A 21,739-nucleotide genomic window follows, 5' to 3' on the forward strand; every position below is an offset into this window, starting at 1 on the left:
TCACGGGTGCGCATCTTCAGCAGGTCGGCTGTCGATTTCAGGAGTCCTCTGCACTGATGTCAGAAGACGTCTGCAATAGTTCGGCTGGGATACGGGCTACGGCGATGGAGACCGCTTCGGCGGGCGTGGAGACCTCGGTCAGAGTCGGGCCGTGCCACCATTCCCTGATGGTGTAGCCGCCAGTTCCTCGGGGGGAGTCGATCGAGATGAAGCTCAGGGAGAACGGGTAGTCGGGCGTGGTGGAGAAGCTGAGTGCCCAGTGGCTGGTGAAGGGGTAGAGGCGGCGTAGCTTCGGTTCGGCGTGGGCAGCCTCGATGAGCGCCTGATATTGGGGCCAGTCTGCGTCGCGGGCATCCTTGAGAAGCCACTGCCATTCCGATGCGATGACGGCGGCAGGGTTGTTGTCGGGCACCTCGAAACGTCCGGTCACGACCTTGAAGGGAGCGGCTTCGGCGATCTCGTCGAGGCTGGCGCCGTCCACCCAACCAAGGATCACTTTGGGAAGCTCACGCAGATCCTTGGTGGCGCCGCAGATCATGAGCCTGTTGTTGGACGAGCCCCAGATGGTCCAACTCCGTTCGAAATGCCACGCCGTGACGTACGACCCGTGGCGGTGCGGGATGACGCTGGTGAACGTGGCATGACGCAGTGGATCGGATGCAGTGGCGGTCATGGGAAGGGACAGGCCTTGATCGGCTGCTGTGGCTTGGAGCGCCGCGGCGAGGCTGCTGTAGGCGGCCACTTCCGGGTAGAGATCGGCTGGGTCTGGTTCTTGCCTCATGGGGTCCGATCAGGTGGTGGTGAAGGGAGTTATGTCGTTGGTGGGCTGCCCTGGCGTCTTGGGCTCGAGGAACATCGGGCGGGGTGTCAGCGGTCTCCGGTCTCGGTGTTGAGCTCGGGGGTGTAGCCGCAGCTTTGCGGGCTGCACTCGGCCTTGTGATCTCGGCCCCAGAGGCCGGTGTCGCGTTCGGTGGAACGAGCGCGGTGAACCAGTCGAAGTTGCTCTTTGCGGGGCAGGGTCGACGGCAATGCGCTGAAGGTCTCGGGGAGTACGGCGAGCATGCTGCTGACCTGTTCGCCGTCGTACATCCGCAGCAGTGCCGTGCACTGCCACCAGCGGATCTTGCCGCCGCGACCGTCTGAGTTGCCGGGCCAGTAGTAGCTCGCCGGATCTGGCACCAGGTAGTGGACACCGTCAGGGGCCAGGTGGGTCCGGAGCCACGGTACGCCTTTGCCGAGACCGAGCCGGAGCCGTCCGGCCTTTTCGTAAAGGGCGCAGACGGCGTCGGTATCGAGGGCTTTGAGAACGTGTGCTTCGGTGGGCAGCGGTTGCCGTCCGATCGGGGCTTTGATGGGCCAGCGCCCCAGGAGAACGCCGGCCCGCTGCCGCAGCGTCATCGGCGGCGGGCCCTTACGGCGATCCGGTAGTGGCGGTGGCGGCGTCCAGTTCCGTCGTTCCGGTTCGATGTGGCTCAGCATCCATGCGTGCCCTTCTGGGCCGGTGGTGTGCCAGGTCCAGCCCATCGGCCGTTTGGCCATCGCCTGCTCCCAGCTGGTCCCAGAGGTTCCCCTTCGCGACGGCCTCCAGGGACTTGGCCGGGCGACCCCCGAGAGGCACAGGTCGGCCAGGAACCTGATGCGCTCCAGATCCTCCTCAATCGAGCTGTCTTCCGAGTTGCTGCGCCGGACCTCCCCGGCCAGGTGACGGATCTCGGTGAACGCCCTGGCCGCCAGCAGCGCGGCCATGTCCCGATCGAGCCTTGTTTCGTGGCGCCTCATGCCGCGCCGCCCACCCGGTCATGGCCAGCGCGTTCCAGGACCCGGTAGACCGTCGCCCGGCCAACGGAGAACATCTCCATCAGGTCGGCGATGGAGTACTCGCCGCTGGCGCGCATCCGGACCAACTCGGCCTGCTGCCGCGCGGTCAGCTTGGGCTGCTTGCCCTTGAGCTTGCCCTTGGAACGAGCGACGGCCATGCCTTCGCGGGTGCGCATCTTCAGCAGGTCGGCCTCGAACTCAGCGAACACCGCCAGCATGTTGAAGAACATCTTCGACATCGGGTCGGCCGGGTCGTAGATGCTGCCGCCCAGCGACAAGCGGACGCCCCGGGCGACGAGAGTGTCGCCGATGTCACGGGCATCGGGCACCGAGCGGGCCAGTCGGTCGAGTTTGGGCACCACCAGAGTGTCGCCGGCCCGCACGGCCGCCAGGGCCTGGTCGAGGCCGGGCCGGGCCCGGTTAGTGCCAGTGAGTCCCTTATCGAGATAGATCCGGTCCTCCGGGACGCCGAGTTCGAGGAGGATCTCGCGTTGAGCGGTGAGGTCTTGCAGAACGGTCGAGCAGCGGGCGTAGCCAATCAGTTCTCCCACCCGCCGATCGTACCGTTTAAGCCCCCTTCATCGGACAGTTTCGCGGACCACCTATCTGAGACGGCGTTTCCGCAGTCGGGTCTTCGCGAGTGGAATTGCGGGAGCGTCTCGGTAAAGGTTCCCCAAACGGAACACCCTCGCAGCCGGCGGATGAGAGGTGACCAGCGCCGAAAAGAGCGGATCTGCAGAGTGCTTCGTCGGCCCCGTTCAGCGCGGACGGTCCCCGGGTCATGCTCGTCGCGTCTGGCTCAGGAGTTCGCGGACCAGTGCCTGCCCCCACCACTCCTCAATGCGGTCGGGGGTCCAGCCGCGTTCGGTGGTGAGGGTGGTGTAGACGTCGATGTTGCAGATGGCCGCGTAGACGTCGACGGCAGTCTGTAGGTCCAGGCCGGTTCGAAGGGTGCCGGACGGCCAGGACGAGAAGACCTGAACCCGGGTTTCGTCGCCCCGTTTGCGGCCGTCGCCGTAGACCGTGGCGAGCTCGGGTTCGCTGCGGCCCGCTTCGCGGACCAGCAGGATGACGTCGCCCGCGCGCTCGAACAGCCGCCGGTCGTAGGCGGCCATCGCCGCGAGCTGGCGCTCGGGGTCCGCCGCCGCGGCCTCCAGTTCCGCGAGCATCTGCGGCGCGTCGGCGGACAGGTCGGCCGAATCGGCCACGGCGCGGGTCAGCCCGGTCTTGTTCCCGTATGTCGCATAGACCGTGGGCACGGAGACCCCGGCTTCGCGCGCCACCTCGCGCACGGTCGTGTCCGCCCAGCCCCGGGACTCGAAGAGCTGGCGGGCGGCGCGGGCGATCTCGGCTCGGGTCTCCAGCGCCTGCGTCGTCCGGCGCAGCGAGTCATAGCGACGTCGGCCCTGCTCTGCGTCCATTCCTTGCCCCTTGCCCTCTCCAGGTTTACGCGCCTTATAATCAATATATGACATTTAAATCCAAGTCGACCACCATGGGCTTCTCCCGGATCGGCGGCATGGCCGCCATCGGCTTCGCCGCCATGATCGTCCTCGCCAACGTGATCATGGTGCCCGCCGGCATGCCGCTCACCGGCGCCGAAATCGGCGAGGTCACCGCGTTCTTCGCCACCGAGGGCCTCGCCGTCGGCGTCGGATCCGCACTCACGCCCGCCGCCTGGATCCTGGCCACCTTCTTCGGCGCCGGCGCGCTCGCCGCACTGTGGCACTCCGAGCGCGAACGAGGCGAGGCGTGGTCGCTGCTCGGACTCGCCGGTCTGGCCCTTCAGAACGCCACCTTCGCTGGGGTCGTCGCTGCCCGCCTCGCCCTCACCTCGACCGCCCCGCACGACCGCTCCGCGACCACGGGCCTCTGGGCGTTGCATGATGCGGTGTTCACCCTCAACGGAGCCTTTCTGGCGCTCGCCCTCCTCGGCCTGTCCGTCGGCGGCCTGCGCACCGGCCTGATCCGGCCCTGGCACGGTGCCCTGGGGCTGCTTGCCGCAGCGCTGCAGTTCGCCTCGGCCACCTTCGCCCACTGGGTCATCGACAACGGCGGTCTCCTGGGGCTTCTCGGCCTCGTTGGCTGGCTGATGTGGGTCGTCTGGATCGTTGCGTACGGCATCGTCCTGATCCGACAAAACCCCGACACCCCGGCCCGGACACTCACCAACGATCGAACGAGTACCGCCCCTGCCTGAGCTGGCGAGCGACATCTGGCACGTCATCGGCATCGGCCGACCCCGCTACGCCCACCGCATCCGCCGCGTCCACGGCTGACCGCACCGACTCTCACACGAACCCGAACCTCACAAGGAGCAGGACAATGTCGCTGAAGAACATCAACACAGTCCTGGCCACCGCCGGTGCCCTGTTCATCCTCTACATCGGCGTGTCCTACGTTCTGACCCCCGAGACGTCCGCGCCGAACTTCGGCCTGCCGGGCTGGCCCTCCGGCGACGGTGAGGCTTCCTGGTCCTCAAGGGCATCCGCGACATCGTCTCAGGACTGGTGATCGGCATCCTGCTGTTGACGGGCCACCGCCGGGCCCTGGGCTGAGTCCTGCTGCCGACTACCACCAGCCGCTCGACGAAACCGAGGCCACCCTGCTGCTATCGGTCATCTGGTGCGGCCGCTCTCCCGAATACGCAACCTTCCGTGCCCAGCACCTCGACCTCGAACGCGAGCTACGCCTGCGCGGTCTCATCCGCGACAAGGGCGTCCCCACCAAGGCGGAGGCCTCCGCCGACGTCCAATACAGCCTGCGCCTGACCCACGGCGACCACCTGGCCGACCCCGACGACCCCTTCGCCGCACCACCCTGCTGGCGCCGGCCACACCTCCAGGAACCGTGGTACACCGAAGCTGACGGCAGCCTCTGGCCCAACGACACGGACGACACCGGCAGTCACTGACATTAGATCCGCGTCACCCCCGCCGGATCACTGACATTCTCTCCGCGCTCAACAACCGGCGAGCTCGCCGACGACAAGTACTTGTCGTTCAACACCGCGCGGTAACAGCCCCACCGCCTGTTGCCCTTCTTGCCCCCTCCTCTCACACTAGCCTCAAGATCAAAAGCGCGTTCTGGACCAAGGTATCTGCGATACAGCGGTCCTGCGGACCGCCGGAGAACCCGGGCGGGAGTGTCCCGTCCGGATGAACTTTGCGGATTTCGGACTTACCTTGCGGAGTCCGCTTCCACTCTGTGCCGATGAGTTTTTGGAGGCCGGGTGGTCTAACTCCTAAGGACAACGTTCAGGAGGTCTCAATGGGTGCCGTGGTGCTGTACAAGAGCATGTCGTTGGACGGCTTCGTCGCCGGTCCAGACATCGGTGCGGAGCATCCCATGGGCAAGGGCGGCATGCGACTGCACGAGTGGATGTTCACCGACCAGCCCGACCCGCGCGACAAGGAGGTCCTCGCTACGATGTCCGCTTCGGTCGGCGCGGTCGTGGTCGGCAAGCGCACGTTCGACGTCGGCCTGCCGCACTGGCAGGACACCCCCTATCCGGCACCGACCTTCGTGCTCACCCATCAGACGCGCGACGAACTCGTCATGAAGAGCGCGTCGTTCACCTTCGTCACCGACGGCATCGAGGCTGCCCTGAAGGCCGCGCAGGACGCGGCCGGCGACAAGGACGTGATCGTGATGGGTGCCCAGACTGGACGGCAGTTCCTGCGCGGCGGGCTGCTGGATGAGTTGCTGATCAACCTGGTGCCGGTAGTGCTGGGCTCTGGGAGCCGGCTGTTGGAAGACCTTGGCCACATCGAGTTGATGCGCACGCAGGTGATCGCCTCTGACGCGGTCACGCACCTGCGGTTCCGGGTCGTGAAGTAACGGCCTGCGGCACGGAGTATGCGGGGAGCGGACACTCGGTCGACGGGCTGTCCCCCTGAAAGCGCAAAGTAGGTCCGAACAAGATCGGCGGTCGCTGTTCGCTCCTACTTTGCAACCCGCAGGTCAGCATGCTTAGGGCTGCAAGGTTCGGTCGGAACGGACAGGGAGGAGCACGCGGGGTGGCATGGGTCAGCGTGATCGGCCCCTCCATGGAGCAGGTGGAGTACCGGCTCCAGGAGGGCGCTGGCTGCGGCCTGAACCACCCTGCCGAGGGGCACGCGCACGAGCGCGCAGACGACGGACCCCAGCAGCGGCGAGGTACTGGTGGCCGCCAAGTACGCGGTCGACCCGCGAGCCAAGCTGGCGGCCGCACCGTTATGGCAGGCCCTTGAGAAGGTCGCCACCGAACGCGGCACCAGCGTCGCGGCGATGCTCGCCGCCCGCCCCGCGATGGCCAAGCGCGCCAAGAGGCTGGAGCGCGGGCTCGGGTGGGTGATGTGGCACCGCACCGCCCGCCCCGTCGGCGAGGCCGCCCGGACCCACATCTGCACGCCCACGTGACGATCGCCGACATGGTCAAGGGCAAGGACGGTAAGTGGTCGGCCATCGGCGCCGGCGGCCGCGACATCCACCGGCACGCCCAGGCCGCCGACGCGCTACTGAAGGCCCGCCTGCGACGCGTGCTCGCCCAGCGATACGGCATCGCCTGGAAGCGCGATGAACGCACCGGCGCGTGGGAGATCGCCGCCATCCCCTAGCAGACGCGCGTGGTGTTCTCGAAGCGCGATGGCCAGGTATGGGCCGTTCTCGAAGCGGTCGGGGTGAGCTACGGCGACGCCTCTCGCCCGGCCAAGAAGGGCGCCTCAGCAGAAAGCCGCCAAGCCCGCGAGCGCGACGTCGCCGACGTCGACCTGCGCGCCGACTGGCACCGCCAGATCGACAACGCCGCCGCCGAGGGCGGCTTCGGCCAGGTGCTGGCCGAGCAGTGCCGTCACGGCCGTGCCGTCTTACCCGAGCGGCCCAGCGCGGCGGAGATCGCCGCCTGGATCTGGCGGGACGAGTACGGCCTGATCGCGCACGCCAAGGTCGTCACCCGCGCCGACGTGCTCGCGGCCGTCATCGACGCCTGCCCCGACGGGATCGAGGACCTGGCCGAGGCCGAGGCGCTCACCGACGAGGCCCTGCAGTACGGCCCCGCCGTACGACTGCCCGCCTCAGGGGCCAGCCATCTGTCCAACAGCGACCGCTACACCTCCGAGGACATCCTGCAGGCCGAGCGGACCCTGCTGCAGATCACGCGCGAGCGCTACGACCAGCAGGTCGCCGTCGTCGATCCCGACGTCGCCCGGCTGGCCATCGACACCTACGAGGTCAGCCACGACCTGACCTTCAGCGCCGAGCAGCGGCGGGTGCTGGAGCGGCTGCTGAGCGCCGGGCACGGCGTCGACGCCGTCATCGGCGTGGCCGGATCGGGCAAGACCACGATGATGGCGGCCGCCCGCACCGCGTGGGAAGGGCAGGGCATGGTCGTCGCGGGTGCCGCCACCGCCGCGGTGGCCGCCGCCAACCTGCAGGCCGAGGCCGGCATTCCGTCGTCGACCATCGCCACCTGGCTGCTGCGCATCGAGGGTGGCCGCGGCCTTTCCGGGGTCGACGTGCTGGTGGTGGATGAGGCCTCCATGGTCGACGACCGGCAGATGGCAGCCCTGCTGGCCGAGTCGGCGCGGACCGGCACCAAGATCGTGCCGATCGGCGACCCGCTGCAGCTGCGCGCCGCCGGAGTCGGCGGCGGCTTCGCCGCCATCCACCGGCAGGTCGCCGGACCAGAACCGCCGTCAGCGTGACCCGCTGGAACGCAAGGCGCTGGAGATCCGGCGCGCCGGCGGCGAGAGCGAGCGGCCGCAGGACCGGGAGTTGCAGCGGCAGGCGCTACGCCTGTGGGGTCAGGGCGAGCGTGTCCGAGCCGGGCAGGGCGCCGAGGACACCATGGCCCAGCTGCTGGCCGACTGGCTGAGCGCGCGCGAGCCGTACCGCGCCGCAGGCACGCCCGAGGCTGTCCACGACGAGCTCGCCCAGGTCCTGGTGCTGGCCGGGACGAACGCGGCCGTCGACCGGCTCAACGCCGTGGCGCGTGAGCTGCGCCGCGAGCGCGGCGAGCTGGAGGGCCCCGACCGGCACTACCGGCTGCCGGGCGGGCGCACGATCGCGCTGGCGGTCGGCGACCATGTCCGGGTCCGGAAGAACGACTACCGCGCCCGCCGCGGCGACGGCTCCGTCAACGTGCTCAACGGCCACCGCGGGCACATCACCGCGATCGGCGCCGACCGGCGGGTAGAGGTCGAGTGGCGGCAGGTCAGGCCCGACGGGCCGACCGTCGTGCGGGAGTGGATCACCCCCGACTACATCGCCGGCGGCGGACTGTCGCACGGCACGGCGATGACCGTGGCGGCCGCCGAGGGCCTGACCGCCGACCACGCTCTGATCTACGGGATGGGCTTGGACCCGCGCACCCTGCATGCGGCGATGACCCGTGACCGGGAGACCGCCCGCCTGTACCTGCCGCGCGAGCTGCTGGAGACCGACGCCGACCGCGCCCGTCATGGCCGGGTCCGCGGCGAGGCCGACGCGCTGCAGCGTGCCCTGGCCGCCTACGCCGCCACCCTGGACAGCGACCGCGTCGACCGGCTGCTCACCCCGGAGCCGGAGCCGATCGCGCAGGAGGACCAGGACGCCCGCCCACCGGACCCTGCCGCGATCGAACGCGCCGCCGACGGCCGGCGAGAAGATCGCCGCCGCGCCGAGCGCCGGCATGCCGAGCGTGGGCGCGGCGGCCGCGAGAGGGAGAGCCGAGAGGCAGCCGCAGCCTCGCTGGATGAGGCCCGCGCCGCCATCCAACTGGCCAGCGCCCGCCTGTCCCTGTCCCGTAGCGCCTACGGCGTCGGCCTGCTCACCGACGAGCTGCTCACCGAGCGGATCAACGCTCTGACCGAGCACCACGCGCAACACGATCGTGCTCACCTCCGAGCGCTCGGCCGTCCCCGGCGTCACCAACACCGGTGTTGGCGAAGGCCAGCGAGTCGAGGACCTCCTATAACCGCCCCCATCGCGCCTGGGAGGATTCGAAGCGGGCAACGCCCTCAGAGCCTGCTGACGAAGGGCTTCGGCGTCCGGTCCAGGTTCTCTTCTAGATCATGCGTGAGCGCGGAGACCCTGGACAGCGGCCATGATCCCTTTCTTGTCATAGCTGCTGGTGGGCATGGTGGCGCCGTGAGCATGGCGGATGATGCCCTGGGAATCGATGAGGATGTCGCCTGACTGCTGCATCGAGCCGAAAACCTTTCTGCTCAGGCCGATCATCTCGTGCGGGGTGCCGCGCCGCCCTGTGAGGACGGGGAACGGGACCTGGCGCTTGGCCTTCCACGCGGCCGCTTCTTGGCGGTCCTCAGGAACTGCGACAAACACCTGGACGTTGTCAGCCGCGAGCTCGTCGCGGCACCGGATGAGGTCTTGGACGTGCCTGTTGCAGATCGGGCACGACGTCGACCGCATGAAATAGATCAGCACGGCATGACTGCCCCGGTAGTCGGACAGGTGGACGGTCCGGCCGTCGGTGTCCTCCAGCACTACGTCGGGCGCGGGCGATCCGGTTGTGAGCATGATGGAACTCCTCTTCGAACTCGGGTTGTGGAAATGCGGTCGGCTCAGGTCAGGCGCTGGTGGTTTCGGGGTCCTGCGGACGCCGGTTGGGCTGGTCATGCCGCCCGAGCTGTGCCGGAGCCTGTTGCGGGTCCGTGTAGCTGGGATCCATCGCGGCGTTGTTCAAGCCGAGTGCCTCCGCGGTCCTCGGGTAGCCCACGCGAGAATGGGCACCACAGATCACCGCTGCGATCGACTCGCGACCACCAGCCTGCGCGGCCTCAACGAGCTGCGCGCTCGCCCACGAGCCGTCAGCCACGTCCACGCCCTTGCGGTCGGAACGAGGTCGTGAAAGTACCCGCTGGACAGCCGACATCACAACGTCATCCATACTCATCTCCTTCCGGTGTGGCCATCACCGCATAAGAGGCCACCACATCGCGAAAGGATTCACCGCTATCCGAGCCAACCTCGCCGGGCGCACGCCGAGCAGTCCTCCGGAGGAGGAGGGGGCTTCCACCAAGGCCGGGTAGTTAAGGTGCTCGTGGCGCCGTTAGGCACGTGAGTTCCCGGGACGTGGGAACGGAGATCCAGTAGACAGATGATCTTCCACAACCATCCGTCGAAGAACTGGATCTCCGTTGATCGCCGAGTCTGCCTGGTCTGCTGTGTCCAGCGCTATCGAGACGGGCCATTCGCCCCGCCCAGCGGATGAGGGGGTATTCGCACCTGGGCATCTGGGTGAGCTGACCGCGCTCCTGCCGTTCGAGCTTGTAGATGCGGTCCTTCACGAGACGCGCAAGATGCATCGCCGAGCGCCGGCTGCGTGATCCGCCTTCGCGTGTCGGGGTCTACTTCCTGCTGGCGATGTGCCTGTTCCCGGAAGTCGGCTACCTGCTGGTGTGGCAGAAGCTGACGGCCTCGCTGAGCGCACTGCCGGTCGTGACGCCCACCGCCAAAGCCCTGCGCGACCTGCGCCGCAGGGTCGGCAGTGCGCCGATGCGCAGCTTGTTTGAGGCGCTTTGTGGGCCGCTGGCTCAGCCCCGAACTCCCGGAGTGCGGTTCGGGCCCTACCGCACGGTCTCCTTCGACGGCTGCAGCTCGCTCAAGGCCCCCGACACCGCTCGTAACCGGGCCTGGCTGGGCAGTCCGGGCCACGGCGGCTACCCCCTGGGTGGAGCTGATGACGCTCGTTGAGACCGGAACACGGGCCCTGATCGGCGCGGTCTTCGGCCCCACCGGCGAAGGCGAGACCGGCTATGCCAGGCGCCTGCTGCACCTACTGAAGCCGGACATGCTCGCGTTATGGGACAAGGGCTTCGACGGCAACGCCTTCCTCGCCCAGGTCGCAGAAATCAGACGCCTTCGCGCAGGTACAGGTCGCGCAGCAGGCCGATTTCGCCGCCGTGATGTGTGACCTCTTTCAGAGCGTGCAGCGCGAGCTTCAGATAGGTCTCATCGGCCCAACCGCCGGGGCCCATGCCTATCGGCGCCAGCAGGCGCTTGTCGCCGAGGGCTGCGATACGGGAGATGAAGTGCTCCCAGTCCTCGGCCAGCGCCTGGACGCCATCCTTCGCGGTGCCCGGCCACTCGTGGCGGTCGCCGAGCTCGGGGACGTCCTCGAAGCAGTAGATCACGTAGCCGCGCAGGCAGAGGTTGCCGATGTGCCAGATGCGCCAGGCGATTGTCGTGACGGGGTCCGGTTCCTCCGGACCCGATTCCGGAAATAGCGTGGCGACGCGGAAGACACCGTCGTCGCCGGGGCGGATGCTGATGCAGTCGCTGACCGGCTCCCAGTGATACTCGGCGTCGGTCAGGCCCTCTAAGCGCCCGAACAGCCGGGATCGCACGCCTTCAAAGGTCGCGAGAACGTCGCGGGTGACGGGGTCGGTCACGATCATGTCAGCCATGTCAGCTCCAGGGCTCGGTGGTTTCGGGTCGGTCGGGATGATCAGGATCGACGGGTCGGCCGGCTCGGTTACGTGCCGCCGCTTCGGCGTGTGTCGCCGGGTGCAAGCAGGCTGGTGAGTTCGGCGATGGCGTCCGGCGACGGCTTGAAGTAGCGGCGGACGTTCTCCGCCTTCTTGTGCCGCGACTTGGCCATCAACATCAGCAGGCGCGCCCCCTGCTCCTCGAGGTGGGTCAGCCCGGAGTGCCGGAACTCGTGCAGATCCCAGCCTGTGCCCGCCCCGTGCAGCGCGGTGTGCTCATCCAGCAGGGCGCTGGCCTGGCCGTACGACAGCCGGGCCAGCCCGGAATCCGGGCACACGTCCCGCGACGAGACGACCTTGCCCGGCCCGGGGCGGCGGTGAGTGACGAACACCGGGCCGCGGGTGCGGTTCTTCAGCAGCCGCGGCAGCAGCCGGGCGGTGCCGGCGCCCCAGTACACGGGCTCCAGTACGAAATCCTCGCGGGCCTGGCCGCGGCGGCGGGCCTTGGACTGCGCGCCTTTGGCCTTCACCAGCGCGCGGCGGCCAGCGAAGTCGAGGTCCTCGATGTTCACGGCAGGATCTCCTCCGCCCGCGCCACGGTCTCGTACAGCATCCGGTAGAAGCACTTCTCCCGCAGGTGCACCTCGCGGCGGGAGATCAGTCGGTCGATCGCCATCTTCGAGCGCGCCGGCGTCTCGGAGTCCGGCGGGGTCAAGCGCTTGGCCCAGGCCGGCACCTCCGGGCCGTCGAAGCCGCGCTCGGCGCACCAGGCGAGCCAGGACAGCACCGCCGCCCGGCGGGCGTTCCAGGTGTTCACCGCCGTCGAGCCTCACAGCGCTTCGAGGGCCTCGCCGATCTCGTCGTCCGCGAAATGCCCGAGCGGCCGGCTCTCGCCGACCCGTTCGGCGGTCTTGCCGACCCCGATCGCGTAGTTCCGCACCGTGTTCGGGTTGCCGAGGACGTCGAGGAAGGCGTCCGCGGCGCCGCGGACGGTGAGCGCGTTCCCGGCGGGCAGCTGCGCGACGGTGGCCACCGCTTCCCCCTTGCCACAGATAACAGGGCCGCTTCGCGTAGCGGCCCGGAACCGTCGCCGCAGGTCGCGATCAACGATCGCCCCAGATAATAGGGCATTATCTGTGGGATGACTTCAAGATCGCCCCGCGCCCGACGTCCCGTCAGGCGCCCACCAGGGCCGACAGATGCTTAGCGCCGGTTTTCGTTCCGATGTTCCTCAACCCCGGTTCCGCGGCTCAGTGAACAATTCCGCGCAACCTGAACAGCATCGGCCACGTGGTGTCCAACCTTGATCATTCATGGGGTGGACGGGTTGCCCTATCGGGGCGGTTGATTGGTCTCTGAGGGACCTTGGTGATCCTGTTGCCGGGGTGTGAGAAGCGCCGGTTCCCCGGCTGTCGTGCGGGGCGGGCGCCGGTTCCACGGGCCGGTCGGGGTTCCTTCGGGGTGTGGGGTCGGTACGGCTGAGCTAGCCGGTGGGTCGAGGGTGAGGCCGAGCTCGATGCAGGTGGCGAGTTGGGGGGCCCAGGGCCAGGTTTCGGGGATGCGGATCTCGCGTTCGCGTTGGCCGCGCAGGGCAGAGTCCTGTGGCTGCTCGGGCTCGGTATGGCCGCATGCGACCTCACGGGTGCCCGGCTCGGCGTTCACTTCGCGCTCAAACGCGGAAGTCGATTCATTCGGGTCGTCTTGCGGTGCGTCGTCATCGCGCTGGTCGTCAAGCTCGCCTGCGACCGGTTGGCGTAGTGGCCACGAGCGAACCTCAGCAGGGCAGCGCCTACCGACATCCGGTCCGCCTCGGGGGCAGCCAGGATCAGACCGTCGGCCGTGACCGGGACCAGCCGGGCCGCCACGCCGGATTCGCCCTGCGTCCGCACGGGCCCGTTGGGAGTCGTGATCACGTGGCTGGAAAAGGATTGGACGGGATGATGCTCGGGCTTGTAGCTTGCGGCTGACCGTGACACCGCCCGAGGAGGTGAGACCCATGAACGCTGTATCGATGTGGGTGCTCCCCCTTCCCGTCACGGCCGGGCGATTGACGTAGGTGTCGCCGGGAGCGCCTCGCCAACAAGGCACTCCCGAAAGGCAACACCTATGCACTCTAAGTTCACCGCCGAGCCGTCGTCGAACGACACGGTCGAGCGCGACGTTCCCGGGCTCTGGTCGCCGGCCTCCGGCGCCGATCGCGCGCCCCTCATGTTCGACGTGATCATTGCTGGATGCGGGCCGACTGGTGCGATGCTGGCCGCCGAACTGCGGCTGCACGACGTGCGGGTACTCGTTCTGGAGAAGGAAACCGAGCCCGCGTCGTTCGTCCGCATAGTCGGTCTGCATATTCGCAGTCTCGAGCTGATGGCGATGCGCGGACTGCTGGATCGCATTCTCCAGCATGGAAGACAGCGTCCGGCCGGCGGTTTCTTCGCCGCCATCGCCAAGCCCGCGCCCAAGGGCCTGGATTCCGCGTACGCCTATCTGCTGGGTGTCCCGCAGCCGGTCATCGAACATCTGCTAGCAGAACATGCGATCGAACTGGGTGCGCAGGTCCGGCGCGGTTGTGCGGTCACCGGTTTCGAGCAGGACGACGAGGGTGTGACCGTCGAGCTGGCCGACGGGGAACAGCTGCGTTCGCGCTATCTCGTCGGCTGTGACGGCGGGCGCAGTACGGTGCGCAAACGGCTCGGCGTCGGCTTCCCCGGCGAGCCCTCGCGGACCGACACGCTGATGGGCGAGATGGAAGTGGGCGTACCGCAGGAGGAGATCGCCGCCAGGATGACCGAAATCCGCGAAACCCATCAGCGATTCTGGCTCCGGCCTTTCGGCGAAGGGGTCTATAGCGTCGTGGTCCCCGCCGCGGGAGTCAGCGACCGCTCGGAACCGCCCACCCTCGAGGATTTCAAACAACAGTTGCGCGCCATCGCCGGAACCGATTTCGGCGTGCACTCCCCGCGCTGGTTGTCCCGCTTCGGGGATGCCACCCGGCTGGCCGAACGTTATCGGGTCGGGCGGGTGCTGCTGGCCGGCGATGCGGCACACATTCATCCACCCATCGGCGGACAGGGCCTCAATCTGGGCGTTCAGGACGCATTCAACCTCGGCTGGAAACTGGCCGCACAGGTCCGCGGCTGGGCCCCGGAAGCACTGCTGGACACCTATCAGGCCGAACGTCATCCGGTCGCCGAGGACGTGCTGGACAACACCCGCGCCCAGATGGAACTGCTGTCCACCGAACCGGGCCCGCAGGCCGTACGCAGGCTGCTCACCGAACTGATGGACTTCGACGAGGTGAACCACTATCTGATCGAGAAGATCACCGCGATCGGCATCCGCTACGACTTCGGCGAAGGCCCCGACCTGCTCGGCCGCCGCCTGCGCGACATCGACGTGAAACAGGGCCGCCTCTACGGTCTGCTGCATCGCGGCCGCGGCCTGCTGCTGGACCGCACCGAACGCCTGACCGTCGGCACCTGGTCAGACCGGGTCGATTACCTCGCGGATCCCGCTGCGGAACTGGATGTTCCGTGCGTCCTGCTACGTCCCGACGGCCACGTCGCCTGGATCGGCGACGATCAGGAGGACCTGGACGACCACCTCTCCCGCTGGTTCGGCAAGCCCGCCGACTGATTTCGCCCGAGCAACCGAAAAGGCCCGTGAGGATGATCGGAACGGCCAGTAGCTACTGACCGTCGGAAGGCTGGAGGCAGCATCAGCCGTGGTGCTCTGGCGCCAGGGTCGGCCTGCGAGGAGGGTTAGCCTCCGAGTGACGACCGGAAGACGGCGGCAGAGCACCGCGGGATGGATCGGCGCAGGCGTTGTCATGAGCCCCAAACGAACGGTGATCGCGGGACCAACGACTTGAGCGGGAGTCGTCGAGTGCGAGCCCCGTTAGTCCCTCGTGGACCGGCCTCCGGTGCTGGAGGATACGGCGGACCATCGCGTCGCGTCCGCCCAGGCGCAGTCCACTTGCGATGGTGGCAGGGATGCCTCGTAGAACGCCGCGCAGGGTGGCCGCCTTCCGGGGTGGCTCGCGCAGGGCTGTCCTGACGTACAGCACGAAGGCGATCTCGATGGCGGCGGCCGACAGCAGCGGGACCGAGAGAGGAAGAATCAGGCCGGAGGTTGCTTCGCTCAGTCGCGTACCCACGTCCGGGCCGGTTGCCAGCAGCCAGGGCACGGCACCGCCGAGCAGGGTGCCGGTGGCCAGCGCCGCCGATGTTGCGGACTTCCCTCGGGCCAGACCGGGGCGCAGGTCGGCGTCAGGGCCGGAGCGCGCATGGACGATGTCGACGTACCAGGCCTCGGCCGGCCCGCTGGACAGGGCTCGGCCCGCTCCCATGAGGGTCATACCGCAGGTGAGCACCCAGGGTGTGGTGCCCAGACTCAGAAGGATGAAAGCGGTCAGGTTCAGCAGACCGGCGGAGGCCAGGACGGTTCGGCGTCCGAGGACGTCGGACAGCCTTCCTGTTGGCAGTTCCAGCGCGGCGGCGGTGAGAGAGTGCGCGGCGAAGAAGCCCGCGATGGCGGCGAGGGACATGCCACGTTCGGTGAAGAGCAGGATCAGGGGCGCGATGGTCAGCCCGGCTGGCAGCCAGAAGAGCACGCAGGCTGTGACATAGCGGCGACGTGCGGCGCATATGTTCAGCGGCTCGGTCACGATACGTCCTCGCCCGTAGACACGGGAACGGAGGCGTCCGGATCAAGGTCGGGATCGTGCGGTGCGAGGGGCAGCCCTGCGATGAGGAAGACGACCTGCGCCACGCGCGGATCGCCCGCGTCTCGGGTGGTCAGTTCCTCCACTTTCCGATCGAGCACCTGCCGCAGTTCGGTGAGAGACTCGGGGGTCAGCCGGAGCAGCAGGTCGGATATGTCCGATGGTTCCAGCCACTCTTGGCGGAGCCGCCCGCCGGCGATGTCGGCCTCATGCTGGACGAGAGACGCCTCCAGGTGCTCGATCTGGCGCCTGCGTGCGAAGCTGACGAAGGCGCGGCTTTCGGGTGCGGCGTCCATCGCCTTGTTGCTCCAGGACGTCACCAGGTGCACCGCCTGCCAGCGGCGCTCTCGCCTGTCGCGGTGCTCGGCCTCGGCGACGAACGCATATTTCGCCAGAACCCGCAGGTGGTGGCTGGTGGAAGCGGATGTCTGCCTGGCCGCGAGTTCGCTCGCGCTGGCAGGTCCGTCTTGTCGCAACAATCCGAGCAGCCGGATGCGCAAGGGGTGCGTGAGTGCCTTCAGCGCGGCGGCATCCTGCTCAGGGTCGAGAACGCGCTTGTGCTCGTCACTGACCATGGCCAAAGAGTAGATCCACGACCGGCGCGAAAGTGGGGCGACGACGTCGGTTGAGTCGGAAGGTGGGCTTTGGACAGAGGTTTCTGGGACGGTGTTGTCGCTGGTGGCTACGGGGTCCGGAAAGGTAGACGTTTCTGGACACCGCTGGGAACTCGGCTGATGACCGTCTGGGCGTACGCACGAGTCTCGACGCGTGACCAGACCCCGCAGCTCCAGCTCGACTACGCCACGACCCAGGTCAGCCTGTAGTACCTCATCGCGATCGCGCCCCTGCCCGCTACGGGTCTCGCTCGGCCTGCTGTTGTACGGCGGCTGCCTGACACCATGCCTCCTACGCGGCGCGGTTGGCCTCGGCGACAGCAGCGTCGGCCTGCTCGCGGGTCTGCCGGATCTGCTCTACCGCTTCCTCTTGGGCGGCGCTCACCCGCTCGTCGGAGCCGCGCCGCGCGATCGCGGCACCCCCAGAACTGTCGGTGCCGGGTGCTTGGGTGGGGGCATGCGTTACGGCATCGACGTCGCGATCCTCGGTGACCTCGCGGAGCCGGCACACCTGGTCACCCTCGCCCGGGAGGCCGAGGCCGCCGGGTGGGACGCCGTGCTGGTGTGGGACCACTTGGCCTTCACCTGGGGCATGCCATCGGCCGACCCGTGGGTGACGCTGGCTGCGGCGGCGCAGGCGACCTCGCACATCAGGCTGGGCACGGCGGTGACGGCCGTGGCCCGGCACCGCCCGGAAAGGCTGGCCCAGACGGTGGCGACGCTCGACAGGCTGAGCGGCGGTCGCGCGATCCTGGGCGCCGGGCTGGGCGGCGTGAGGCAGGAGTTCACCGCCTTCGGCTCAACGCGTCCCGGCGGGGTCGTGCTCGATGAGGCACTCGACGTGATGGTCTCGCTCTGGTCCGGCGAGGAGGTGCATCACCGGGGCGCTCATTACACCGTCGACGGGGTGCGGCTCGCGCCGCTGCCCCTCCAGCGGCCCCGGGTGCCGGTGTGGGTAGGCGGCACGGCTCCGGGTGCCCTTCGGCGTGCCGCCCGCTGGGACGGCTGGATCGTCGTCGGCGACGACCGGGAGGGCCGCATGACGCTTTCACCCGACTCCATGGCCGCCCAGGTCAGTGAGCTGCGCCGGCACCGGGCAAACGCGGGCGACCTCGACGTGGCGGTCATCGGGGTGAGCGAGCCAGGCTCGTCGGTCCGGGCCTACGCCGACGCGGGCGCCACGTGGTGGCTGGAGCACCTCCACAGCTACCGGGGGTCGATGGAACGACTGGTGCGGCGCGTCAAGGCGGGCCCGCCCGTGTGAAGCATCTGCGGTGCGCGCGTGGCTCAGGACAGCTCGACGCACAGGCTCACAGCGTCCCGGCGTGCCAAGGCGGCCTGCGAGATCGCCTCGGCGGCCAGGTCGACTAAAGCTGCTCTCACCAGCGGCTCAGCTCCTCACCGCCTTCTCGGCGGTGGCAGGCGATCGTCTGTCGCGTCTCGCCCGAGTCGACGTATCTGGGATGCGTCATCCCAGCGCACCGGAAGAGACCACAACCGTGGTGGTCATGCGTCAACCGAATGCCCCTACGCGCCCGGCGCCTTCTGACAACGCTCTCTCGCCACGCTGCGCGAGCTGCTGGGCAACTTCGCGGCGCTCGGCCGACCAGACGATGTCGCCGCCGGACACGCCTAACTCGACCTCATGGGGGACACCCTCGACTGACGTCGCCCGCACCATCCGAGTGCGCGGCCAGACGGCTGCGTGCTCGCGCACCCCAGGGGACAACTCCGCGTTCCAGACACAGCGAGTATTTGGCCCAGGTGGTCACCAAGAGTTCCAGGGACTGAGCTCCCAGATCGGGGGTCCTGGGGTCAGGCGCAGAAGCGCGGCCAGCCTCCTTGCCTTACATGCCTGACAGAGCTTCAAGCGGCTGATTCCCCGGCTCGATACCCACCACGAGGTAGGCCCGGCCCTCGGTGTAGGCGGCGGCGACGTCGGGCATGCGGTTGGCGAACCCGACGATGGCTCGGGCGATGTGATGCCAGCCGGTCTTCTTGTCCAGCTCCAGCGTCGACTCCACTCCAGCCAGACACCCTCGTCGGCCAGGCCGGCCCCATGGACCGCTTCGGCCAGGGCGAAGAGCGCTGTCGGGCGTACCGGAGCGGCCTTCACCTCCGCTCAGGTGAGGAGTTTCGCGAACTGGGCCATCTCGGCGGGTGGGTCGATCGCCGGCTGGATGAGCAGTTCGTTGATACCGGCCTGTTCCAGGGTGGCGATGCGGGCGCGGAGGTCGTCGCGGGTGCCTACCAGGGCCAGGGTGTTCATCAGCGAGGGCAGGATCAGGTCCCGATCCTCCGGCGCGATGCGTCCGAGGTAGTTGGGGTAGAGCTTGGTGTGCCGGTCGGGTGCGGTGGCGGTGGTGCCGCGCCGATCGAGATGCCGCCGCACCGCCTCGCGTTCCTCGGGACCGAGTTGCTCGGCGAAGGCGCGCGCGTCGCCGGCGGTGTCGGCGGCGAAGGCCAGTAGCGACAGGACGATATGGCCGGTCGCGTCACGGGCCGCTTCGCCGTGGGGGTCCTCGTCCTCGTCGAGTATGTGCAGCGCGGTGACCAGGTAGGAGTCCGTGCGGGAGCCGGGGTCGCGGGGTGTGCCGTGGGCGGCTTGCCGGCGGGCGTCGTGCAGTGCGTGCCAGGCGGTGGGGTCCAGCAGGCCGAAGGAGATCAGGCCGGTGCCACGGCGGCCGGCGACGGCGGCGGCCTTCGGCCCGAGCGCTGCCGCGACGAACTCGACCGGGTCGGCCGTGTTCACGTGCGCCCCGGTGTGCAGGAACCGGACGTCGCGGACCCGGTCACCTTCCCGGTACTCGATGGTGCGTCCGGCGCACAGGTCCTGCAGTGCGGCGGTGAAGTTCTCCATCATGGCCGCCGTGGTCGGTCGCATGCCCAGCGTGCGCCGGGCGGTGTTCCCGGTGCCGACGCCGCAGATGATCCGGCCCGGCGCCAGGGCGTTGAGGCTGGCGACCCCGCTCGCGGCGGCCGGCGCCGAGCGCAGCGCCGGTGAGGTCACGCCGATGCCGAGCCTGATGCGGCTGGTGGCCTTCGCACACAGTCCCAGGGCGACGAAGGGGTCGCCGTGGACCATCGGGGTGTCGTTCACCCAGAAACTGTGCAGGCCCAACTCCTCGGCCTGCACGGCGAGATCCTCCACACCGGGGTGTGCGGTGACCACGACGCCTGCACGCATCAAAACCTCCAAGGCCCAAAGGATCGACTCGAACGTATTCAGCCTGACATCAGACGGTGGATCGAGCACGTCGAAGTCGATGGCACAGTCGGCGCCGAGCGGTTGCGCGTGTTGTCCGACGGCATCGAAGGCGGAATCTGACAACTGACCCTGAACACCGACACGAGCACCGACAACAACACGCGGACACCGACAGCTTCATCTGCAACCGACAGGACTTGTCGGTTCTCAATCGAGCTGATCCATGGCAGAGCGCCGACCTGCGGTGGAGCAGATGAAATGCAACGTCAAGAGGCCTGGGCGTCCCAACGAATCTGCGCTGTTTCCGCCGCCATGAGTGCCGGGCCATCTCCGTCGTCCGGGTCGGCTCCGGCGCCGGCGGTTGTCCGTTCTTAGGAGAGCGGTTCGAGGAACTCCAGACGGTTGCCGTGGGGGTCTTCGCTGTAAAAACGACGCATCCCAGGAAAGTCGTCGTCGAAGGCAACGGGGTATCCGGCCTGGTCCAGCCGCCGGGCCCAGTCGTCGAGGTCACGGACCAGGATGCCAGGGTGCGCCTTCCGCGCCGGCCGGAAGTCGGTCTCAACGCCGAGGTGCAACTCGATGCCGTGGCCACGGAACCAGCAGCCGCCACGGGCGGCGAGGACGGGAGGCTTGGGAATCTCGGCCAAGCCGAGCACACCCGCGTAGAACTCCCGCAGGACGGGCTCGCTGCCAGGTGGGCAGGCCAGCTGGACGTGATGCAGCATCCACGACTCCTCATAAATATCTTGATATGAAGATACATCTATCACTCTCATGGCGACGAGAGTGGATCACCTGGCGGATCGGATGGGTGTGAACGGACCGGGTGGCCTGAAGATCGACACCCGCGCAGGCGTCTCTGTCAGGATTGGTTGATCCATGCTGGGAAGCTGGCCTGCGGTGGATCAATCGGCTGGGCTTCGAGCTGGGAGCTCTCGTCCTCCATCTGATCCTTTTCCTTGGGAAGGTGTCGCCAGGCACGTCCGCGAGCGTAGATCGCGATGTTGTCGATACTGAGGCTGGACGGGCGGGTGATGCCAAGCCGTCGCTGGAGCTCGTCCTCGAAGTCGTGGGCGTGGGGACGTTCGGGGCCGACGCTGTCCCAGCCTGATCGGTTCTCAGGATCAAAGCCAGGTTGGGGGAGGGAGCCGCCGCGCGGCACGGGTCCAATAAGGGGAGAGCAGGATCGACATGCAGATGACTGTCTCCGGGTAGCGGATCACGTGGGTCAAGGTCGGCTCGGCGAGGTGCAGGCTGAGCTGCTTGGTGCGCTGTTCCCACCGCTCTGTGAGCTCGTCATCCAGGAGAGGAGCTTGGGTGACGCTTTCGTGAGCATCGTGGAGGCCGCGCCGGTGGCAGAGGGGCGGTGTAGGCGCGCAAGCCGTTGGTGGCGGCGGGCGGCGCTGAGGAGTTCGGGCAGAGACGCGACGATGAACTGCTTCTGGCTTTCAGAGTTCGGCGTGGGGATAGATGGGGTGCGGTGGATTGGCGATCCAGCGGGAGTGGGTCAGACAGGTGGTTCGTTCGGCGATGGGGGGTCACCGCCACTCGGCCGCCAAGTGACGGTGAATCGGGGTACGGCCGGGTCGGTTACCCCGCTGGCCGTACCCGGACGGCTGCAATCGGGGCTGGCCTGCCGGGTGTCCGGTGGGACTGGGTGCTGACCATGACGCTGCTGCCGCCGCCCCCGACCTCGCGTGGATTCGGGCCCGTCGCGCAACGGAACACACTTCAACGTCATCACGATTACCCGGTATGGCCACAGAAGCGTTCTACGCTACCGCCGCGTAGGGGTTGCCGACTATCTTGATCGCCCTGTCGGTAGAGATTGGCTTCTTGCGGCAGAAGAAATCAGCGGACGCGGCGACGTACTACGACATAAGTTTCCGCCGAGTCCAGTCACCTGTGGACCCTCGCTCGGCAGGCGAGTGGTCGCGCCAGCTGAGCCAGTCAGTCCGTAGGTTGCACCTGG

The 21,739-nt window shown here is 68.1% G+C and carries 25 protein-coding genes and 1 pseudogene; 10 read left to right on the forward strand and 16 right to left on the reverse strand.

Features of this window, described 5'->3' with window-relative positions:
• Window positions 1-37 precede the first annotated feature (37 nt).
• From AC3EO4_RS52300 to AC3EO4_RS52315, 4 genes are all read right to left on the reverse strand, one after another.
• Window positions 38-781, reverse strand: a complete 744-nt coding sequence (locus AC3EO4_RS52300) for a DUF6193 family natural product biosynthesis protein (protein WP_431903768.1) — start codon at window positions 779-781, stop codon at window positions 38-40.
• 86 nt (window positions 782-867) lie between these two features.
• Window positions 868-1,746 (reverse strand): hypothetical protein, encoded by an 879-nt coding sequence (locus AC3EO4_RS52305; protein ID WP_431903771.1) that lies wholly within the window; start codon window positions 1,744-1,746, stop codon window positions 868-870.
• A gap of 29 nt (window positions 1,747-1,775) precedes the next feature.
• A complete protein-coding gene (locus tag AC3EO4_RS52310; RefSeq protein WP_379580844.1) occupies window positions 1,776-2,369 on the reverse strand; it encodes a recombinase family protein in 594 nt (197 codons plus the stop codon).
• A gap of 228 nt (window positions 2,370-2,597) precedes the next feature.
• Entirely contained in the window at window positions 2,598-3,239 is a 642-nt protein-coding gene (locus AC3EO4_RS52315; protein ID WP_379580845.1) for a TetR/AcrR family transcriptional regulator, read from the reverse strand.
• A 98-nt stretch (window positions 3,240-3,337) separates the two neighbouring features.
• Between AC3EO4_RS52315 and AC3EO4_RS52320 the strand changes: the two genes are divergently transcribed.
• The 7 genes from AC3EO4_RS52320 (at window position 3,338) to AC3EO4_RS52350 (ending at window position 7,502) form a co-directional block, all read left to right on the forward strand.
• Window positions 3,338-4,018 carry a hypothetical protein gene (locus tag AC3EO4_RS52320; RefSeq protein WP_379580846.1) on the forward strand — a complete coding sequence of 227 codons (681 nt, stop codon included), beginning with the start codon at window positions 3,338-3,340 and terminating at the stop codon, window positions 4,016-4,018.
• A 125-nt stretch (window positions 4,019-4,143) separates the two neighbouring features.
• Window positions 4,144-4,332, forward strand: coding sequence for a hypothetical protein (locus AC3EO4_RS52325; protein ID WP_431903775.1), 189 nt, complete (start codon window positions 4,144-4,146; stop codon window positions 4,330-4,332).
• On the forward strand, window positions 4,326-4,376 hold the full coding sequence (locus AC3EO4_RS52330) for a hypothetical protein (RefSeq protein WP_431903812.1): 51 nt from the start codon (window positions 4,326-4,328) through the stop codon (window positions 4,374-4,376). Before AC3EO4_RS52325 ends, AC3EO4_RS52330 begins: the two co-directional genes overlap by 7 nt.
• A 712-nt stretch (window positions 4,377-5,088) precedes the next feature.
• Window positions 5,089-5,658, forward strand: a complete 570-nt coding sequence (locus AC3EO4_RS52335) for a dihydrofolate reductase family protein (protein ID WP_431903778.1) — start codon at window positions 5,089-5,091, stop codon at window positions 5,656-5,658.
• Window positions 5,659-5,982: 324 nt separating this feature from the next.
• Window positions 5,983-6,219: a hypothetical protein gene (locus AC3EO4_RS52340; protein WP_379580849.1), complete on the forward strand. Its 237-nt coding sequence runs from the start codon at window positions 5,983-5,985 to the stop codon at window positions 6,217-6,219.
• Window positions 6,156-6,416, forward strand: coding sequence for a relaxase domain-containing protein (locus tag AC3EO4_RS52345; protein WP_431903781.1), 261 nt, complete (start codon window positions 6,156-6,158; stop codon window positions 6,414-6,416). Before AC3EO4_RS52340 ends, AC3EO4_RS52345 begins: the two co-directional genes overlap by 64 nt.
• Before the next feature lie 9 nt (window positions 6,417-6,425).
• Entirely contained in the window at window positions 6,426-7,502 is a 1,077-nt protein-coding gene (locus tag AC3EO4_RS52350) for an AAA family ATPase (RefSeq protein ID WP_431903783.1), read from the forward strand.
• 1,345 nt (window positions 7,503-8,847) lie between these two features.
• Here the strand turns inward: AC3EO4_RS52350 and AC3EO4_RS52355 are convergent.
• Both AC3EO4_RS52355 and AC3EO4_RS52360 read right to left on the reverse strand, forming a co-directional pair.
• Window positions 8,848-9,315, reverse strand: coding sequence for a peroxiredoxin family protein (locus tag AC3EO4_RS52355; protein ID WP_431903785.1), 468 nt, complete (start codon window positions 9,313-9,315; stop codon window positions 8,848-8,850).
• A gap of 49 nt (window positions 9,316-9,364) precedes the next feature.
• A complete protein-coding gene (locus tag AC3EO4_RS52360; RefSeq protein WP_379580362.1) occupies window positions 9,365-9,685 on the reverse strand; it encodes a hypothetical protein in 321 nt (106 codons plus the stop codon).
• A gap of 277 nt (window positions 9,686-9,962) precedes the next feature.
• On the opposite strand from AC3EO4_RS52360, the pseudogene AC3EO4_RS52365 reads away from it, so the two are divergent.
• Window positions 9,963-10,645, forward strand: a pseudogene (locus AC3EO4_RS52365) (transposase domain-containing protein); the annotation flags it as partial.
• A 4-nt stretch (window positions 10,646-10,649) separates the two neighbouring features.
• On the opposite strand, the gene AC3EO4_RS52370 reads toward AC3EO4_RS52365, so the two are convergent.
• The 4 genes from AC3EO4_RS52370 to AC3EO4_RS52385 form a co-directional block, all read right to left on the reverse strand.
• Window positions 10,650-11,204, reverse strand: a complete 555-nt coding sequence (locus AC3EO4_RS52370) for a DinB family protein (RefSeq protein ID WP_379580363.1) — start codon at window positions 11,202-11,204, stop codon at window positions 10,650-10,652.
• Between the two features lie 68 nt (window positions 11,205-11,272).
• Window positions 11,273-11,797, reverse strand: coding sequence for a hypothetical protein (locus AC3EO4_RS52375; RefSeq protein ID WP_431903788.1), 525 nt, complete (start codon window positions 11,795-11,797; stop codon window positions 11,273-11,275).
• On the reverse strand, window positions 11,794-12,042 hold the full coding sequence (locus tag AC3EO4_RS52380; protein ID WP_379580365.1) for a hypothetical protein: 249 nt from the start codon (window positions 12,040-12,042) through the stop codon (window positions 11,794-11,796). Before AC3EO4_RS52380 ends, AC3EO4_RS52375 begins: the two co-directional genes overlap by 4 nt.
• Window positions 12,043-12,054: 12 nt before the next feature.
• Window positions 12,055-12,258 carry a hypothetical protein gene (locus tag AC3EO4_RS52385; RefSeq protein ID WP_379580366.1) on the reverse strand — a complete coding sequence of 68 codons (204 nt, stop codon included), beginning with the start codon at window positions 12,256-12,258 and terminating at the stop codon, window positions 12,055-12,057.
• Window positions 12,259-13,433: 1,175 nt separating this feature from the next.
• Here AC3EO4_RS52385 and rox point away from each other — a divergent pair.
• Window positions 13,434-14,858: a rifampin monooxygenase gene (gene rox / locus AC3EO4_RS52390; RefSeq protein ID WP_431903815.1), complete on the forward strand. Its 1,425-nt coding sequence runs from the start codon at window positions 13,434-13,436 to the stop codon at window positions 14,856-14,858.
• 82 nt (window positions 14,859-14,940) lie between these two features.
• Here rox and AC3EO4_RS52395 read toward each other — a convergent pair whose 3' ends face one another.
• Both AC3EO4_RS52395 and AC3EO4_RS52400 read right to left on the reverse strand, forming a co-directional pair.
• Entirely contained in the window at window positions 14,941-15,888 is a 948-nt protein-coding gene (locus AC3EO4_RS52395) for an MFS transporter (RefSeq protein WP_431903791.1), read from the reverse strand.
• On the reverse strand, window positions 15,885-16,520 hold the full coding sequence (locus tag AC3EO4_RS52400; protein ID WP_431903794.1) for a helix-turn-helix domain-containing protein: 636 nt from the start codon (window positions 16,518-16,520) through the stop codon (window positions 15,885-15,887). Before AC3EO4_RS52400 ends, AC3EO4_RS52395 begins: the two co-directional genes overlap by 4 nt.
• 496 nt (window positions 16,521-17,016) lie before the next feature.
• Between AC3EO4_RS52400 and AC3EO4_RS52405 the strand changes: the two genes are divergently transcribed.
• On the forward strand, window positions 17,017-17,823 hold the full coding sequence (locus AC3EO4_RS52405) for an LLM class flavin-dependent oxidoreductase (protein ID WP_379580369.1): 807 nt from the start codon (window positions 17,017-17,019) through the stop codon (window positions 17,821-17,823).
• A 583-nt stretch (window positions 17,824-18,406) separates the two neighbouring features.
• Here AC3EO4_RS52405 and AC3EO4_RS52410 read toward each other — a convergent pair.
• From AC3EO4_RS52410 to AC3EO4_RS52425, 4 genes are all read right to left on the reverse strand, one after another.
• Window positions 18,407-18,583 (reverse strand): hypothetical protein, encoded by a 177-nt coding sequence (locus AC3EO4_RS52410; RefSeq protein WP_431903797.1) that lies wholly within the window; start codon window positions 18,581-18,583, stop codon window positions 18,407-18,409.
• A 98-nt stretch (window positions 18,584-18,681) separates the two neighbouring features.
• Window positions 18,682-19,746, reverse strand: coding sequence for an LLM class flavin-dependent oxidoreductase (locus AC3EO4_RS52415; protein ID WP_431903799.1), 1,065 nt, complete (start codon window positions 19,744-19,746; stop codon window positions 18,682-18,684).
• A gap of 392 nt (window positions 19,747-20,138) precedes the next feature.
• Window positions 20,139-20,492 carry a VOC family protein gene (locus AC3EO4_RS52420; RefSeq protein ID WP_431903801.1) on the reverse strand — a complete coding sequence of 118 codons (354 nt, stop codon included), beginning with the start codon at window positions 20,490-20,492 and terminating at the stop codon, window positions 20,139-20,141.
• A 137-nt stretch (window positions 20,493-20,629) separates the two neighbouring features.
• Complete coding sequence (locus tag AC3EO4_RS52425; protein WP_431903804.1) at window positions 20,630-20,929, reverse strand: hypothetical protein; 300 nt, start codon at window positions 20,927-20,929, stop codon at window positions 20,630-20,632.
• Between the last annotated feature and the right edge of the window lie 810 nt (window positions 20,930-21,739).

The sequence above is a fragment of the Nonomuraea sp. bgisy101 genome (genome assembly GCF_057708945.1).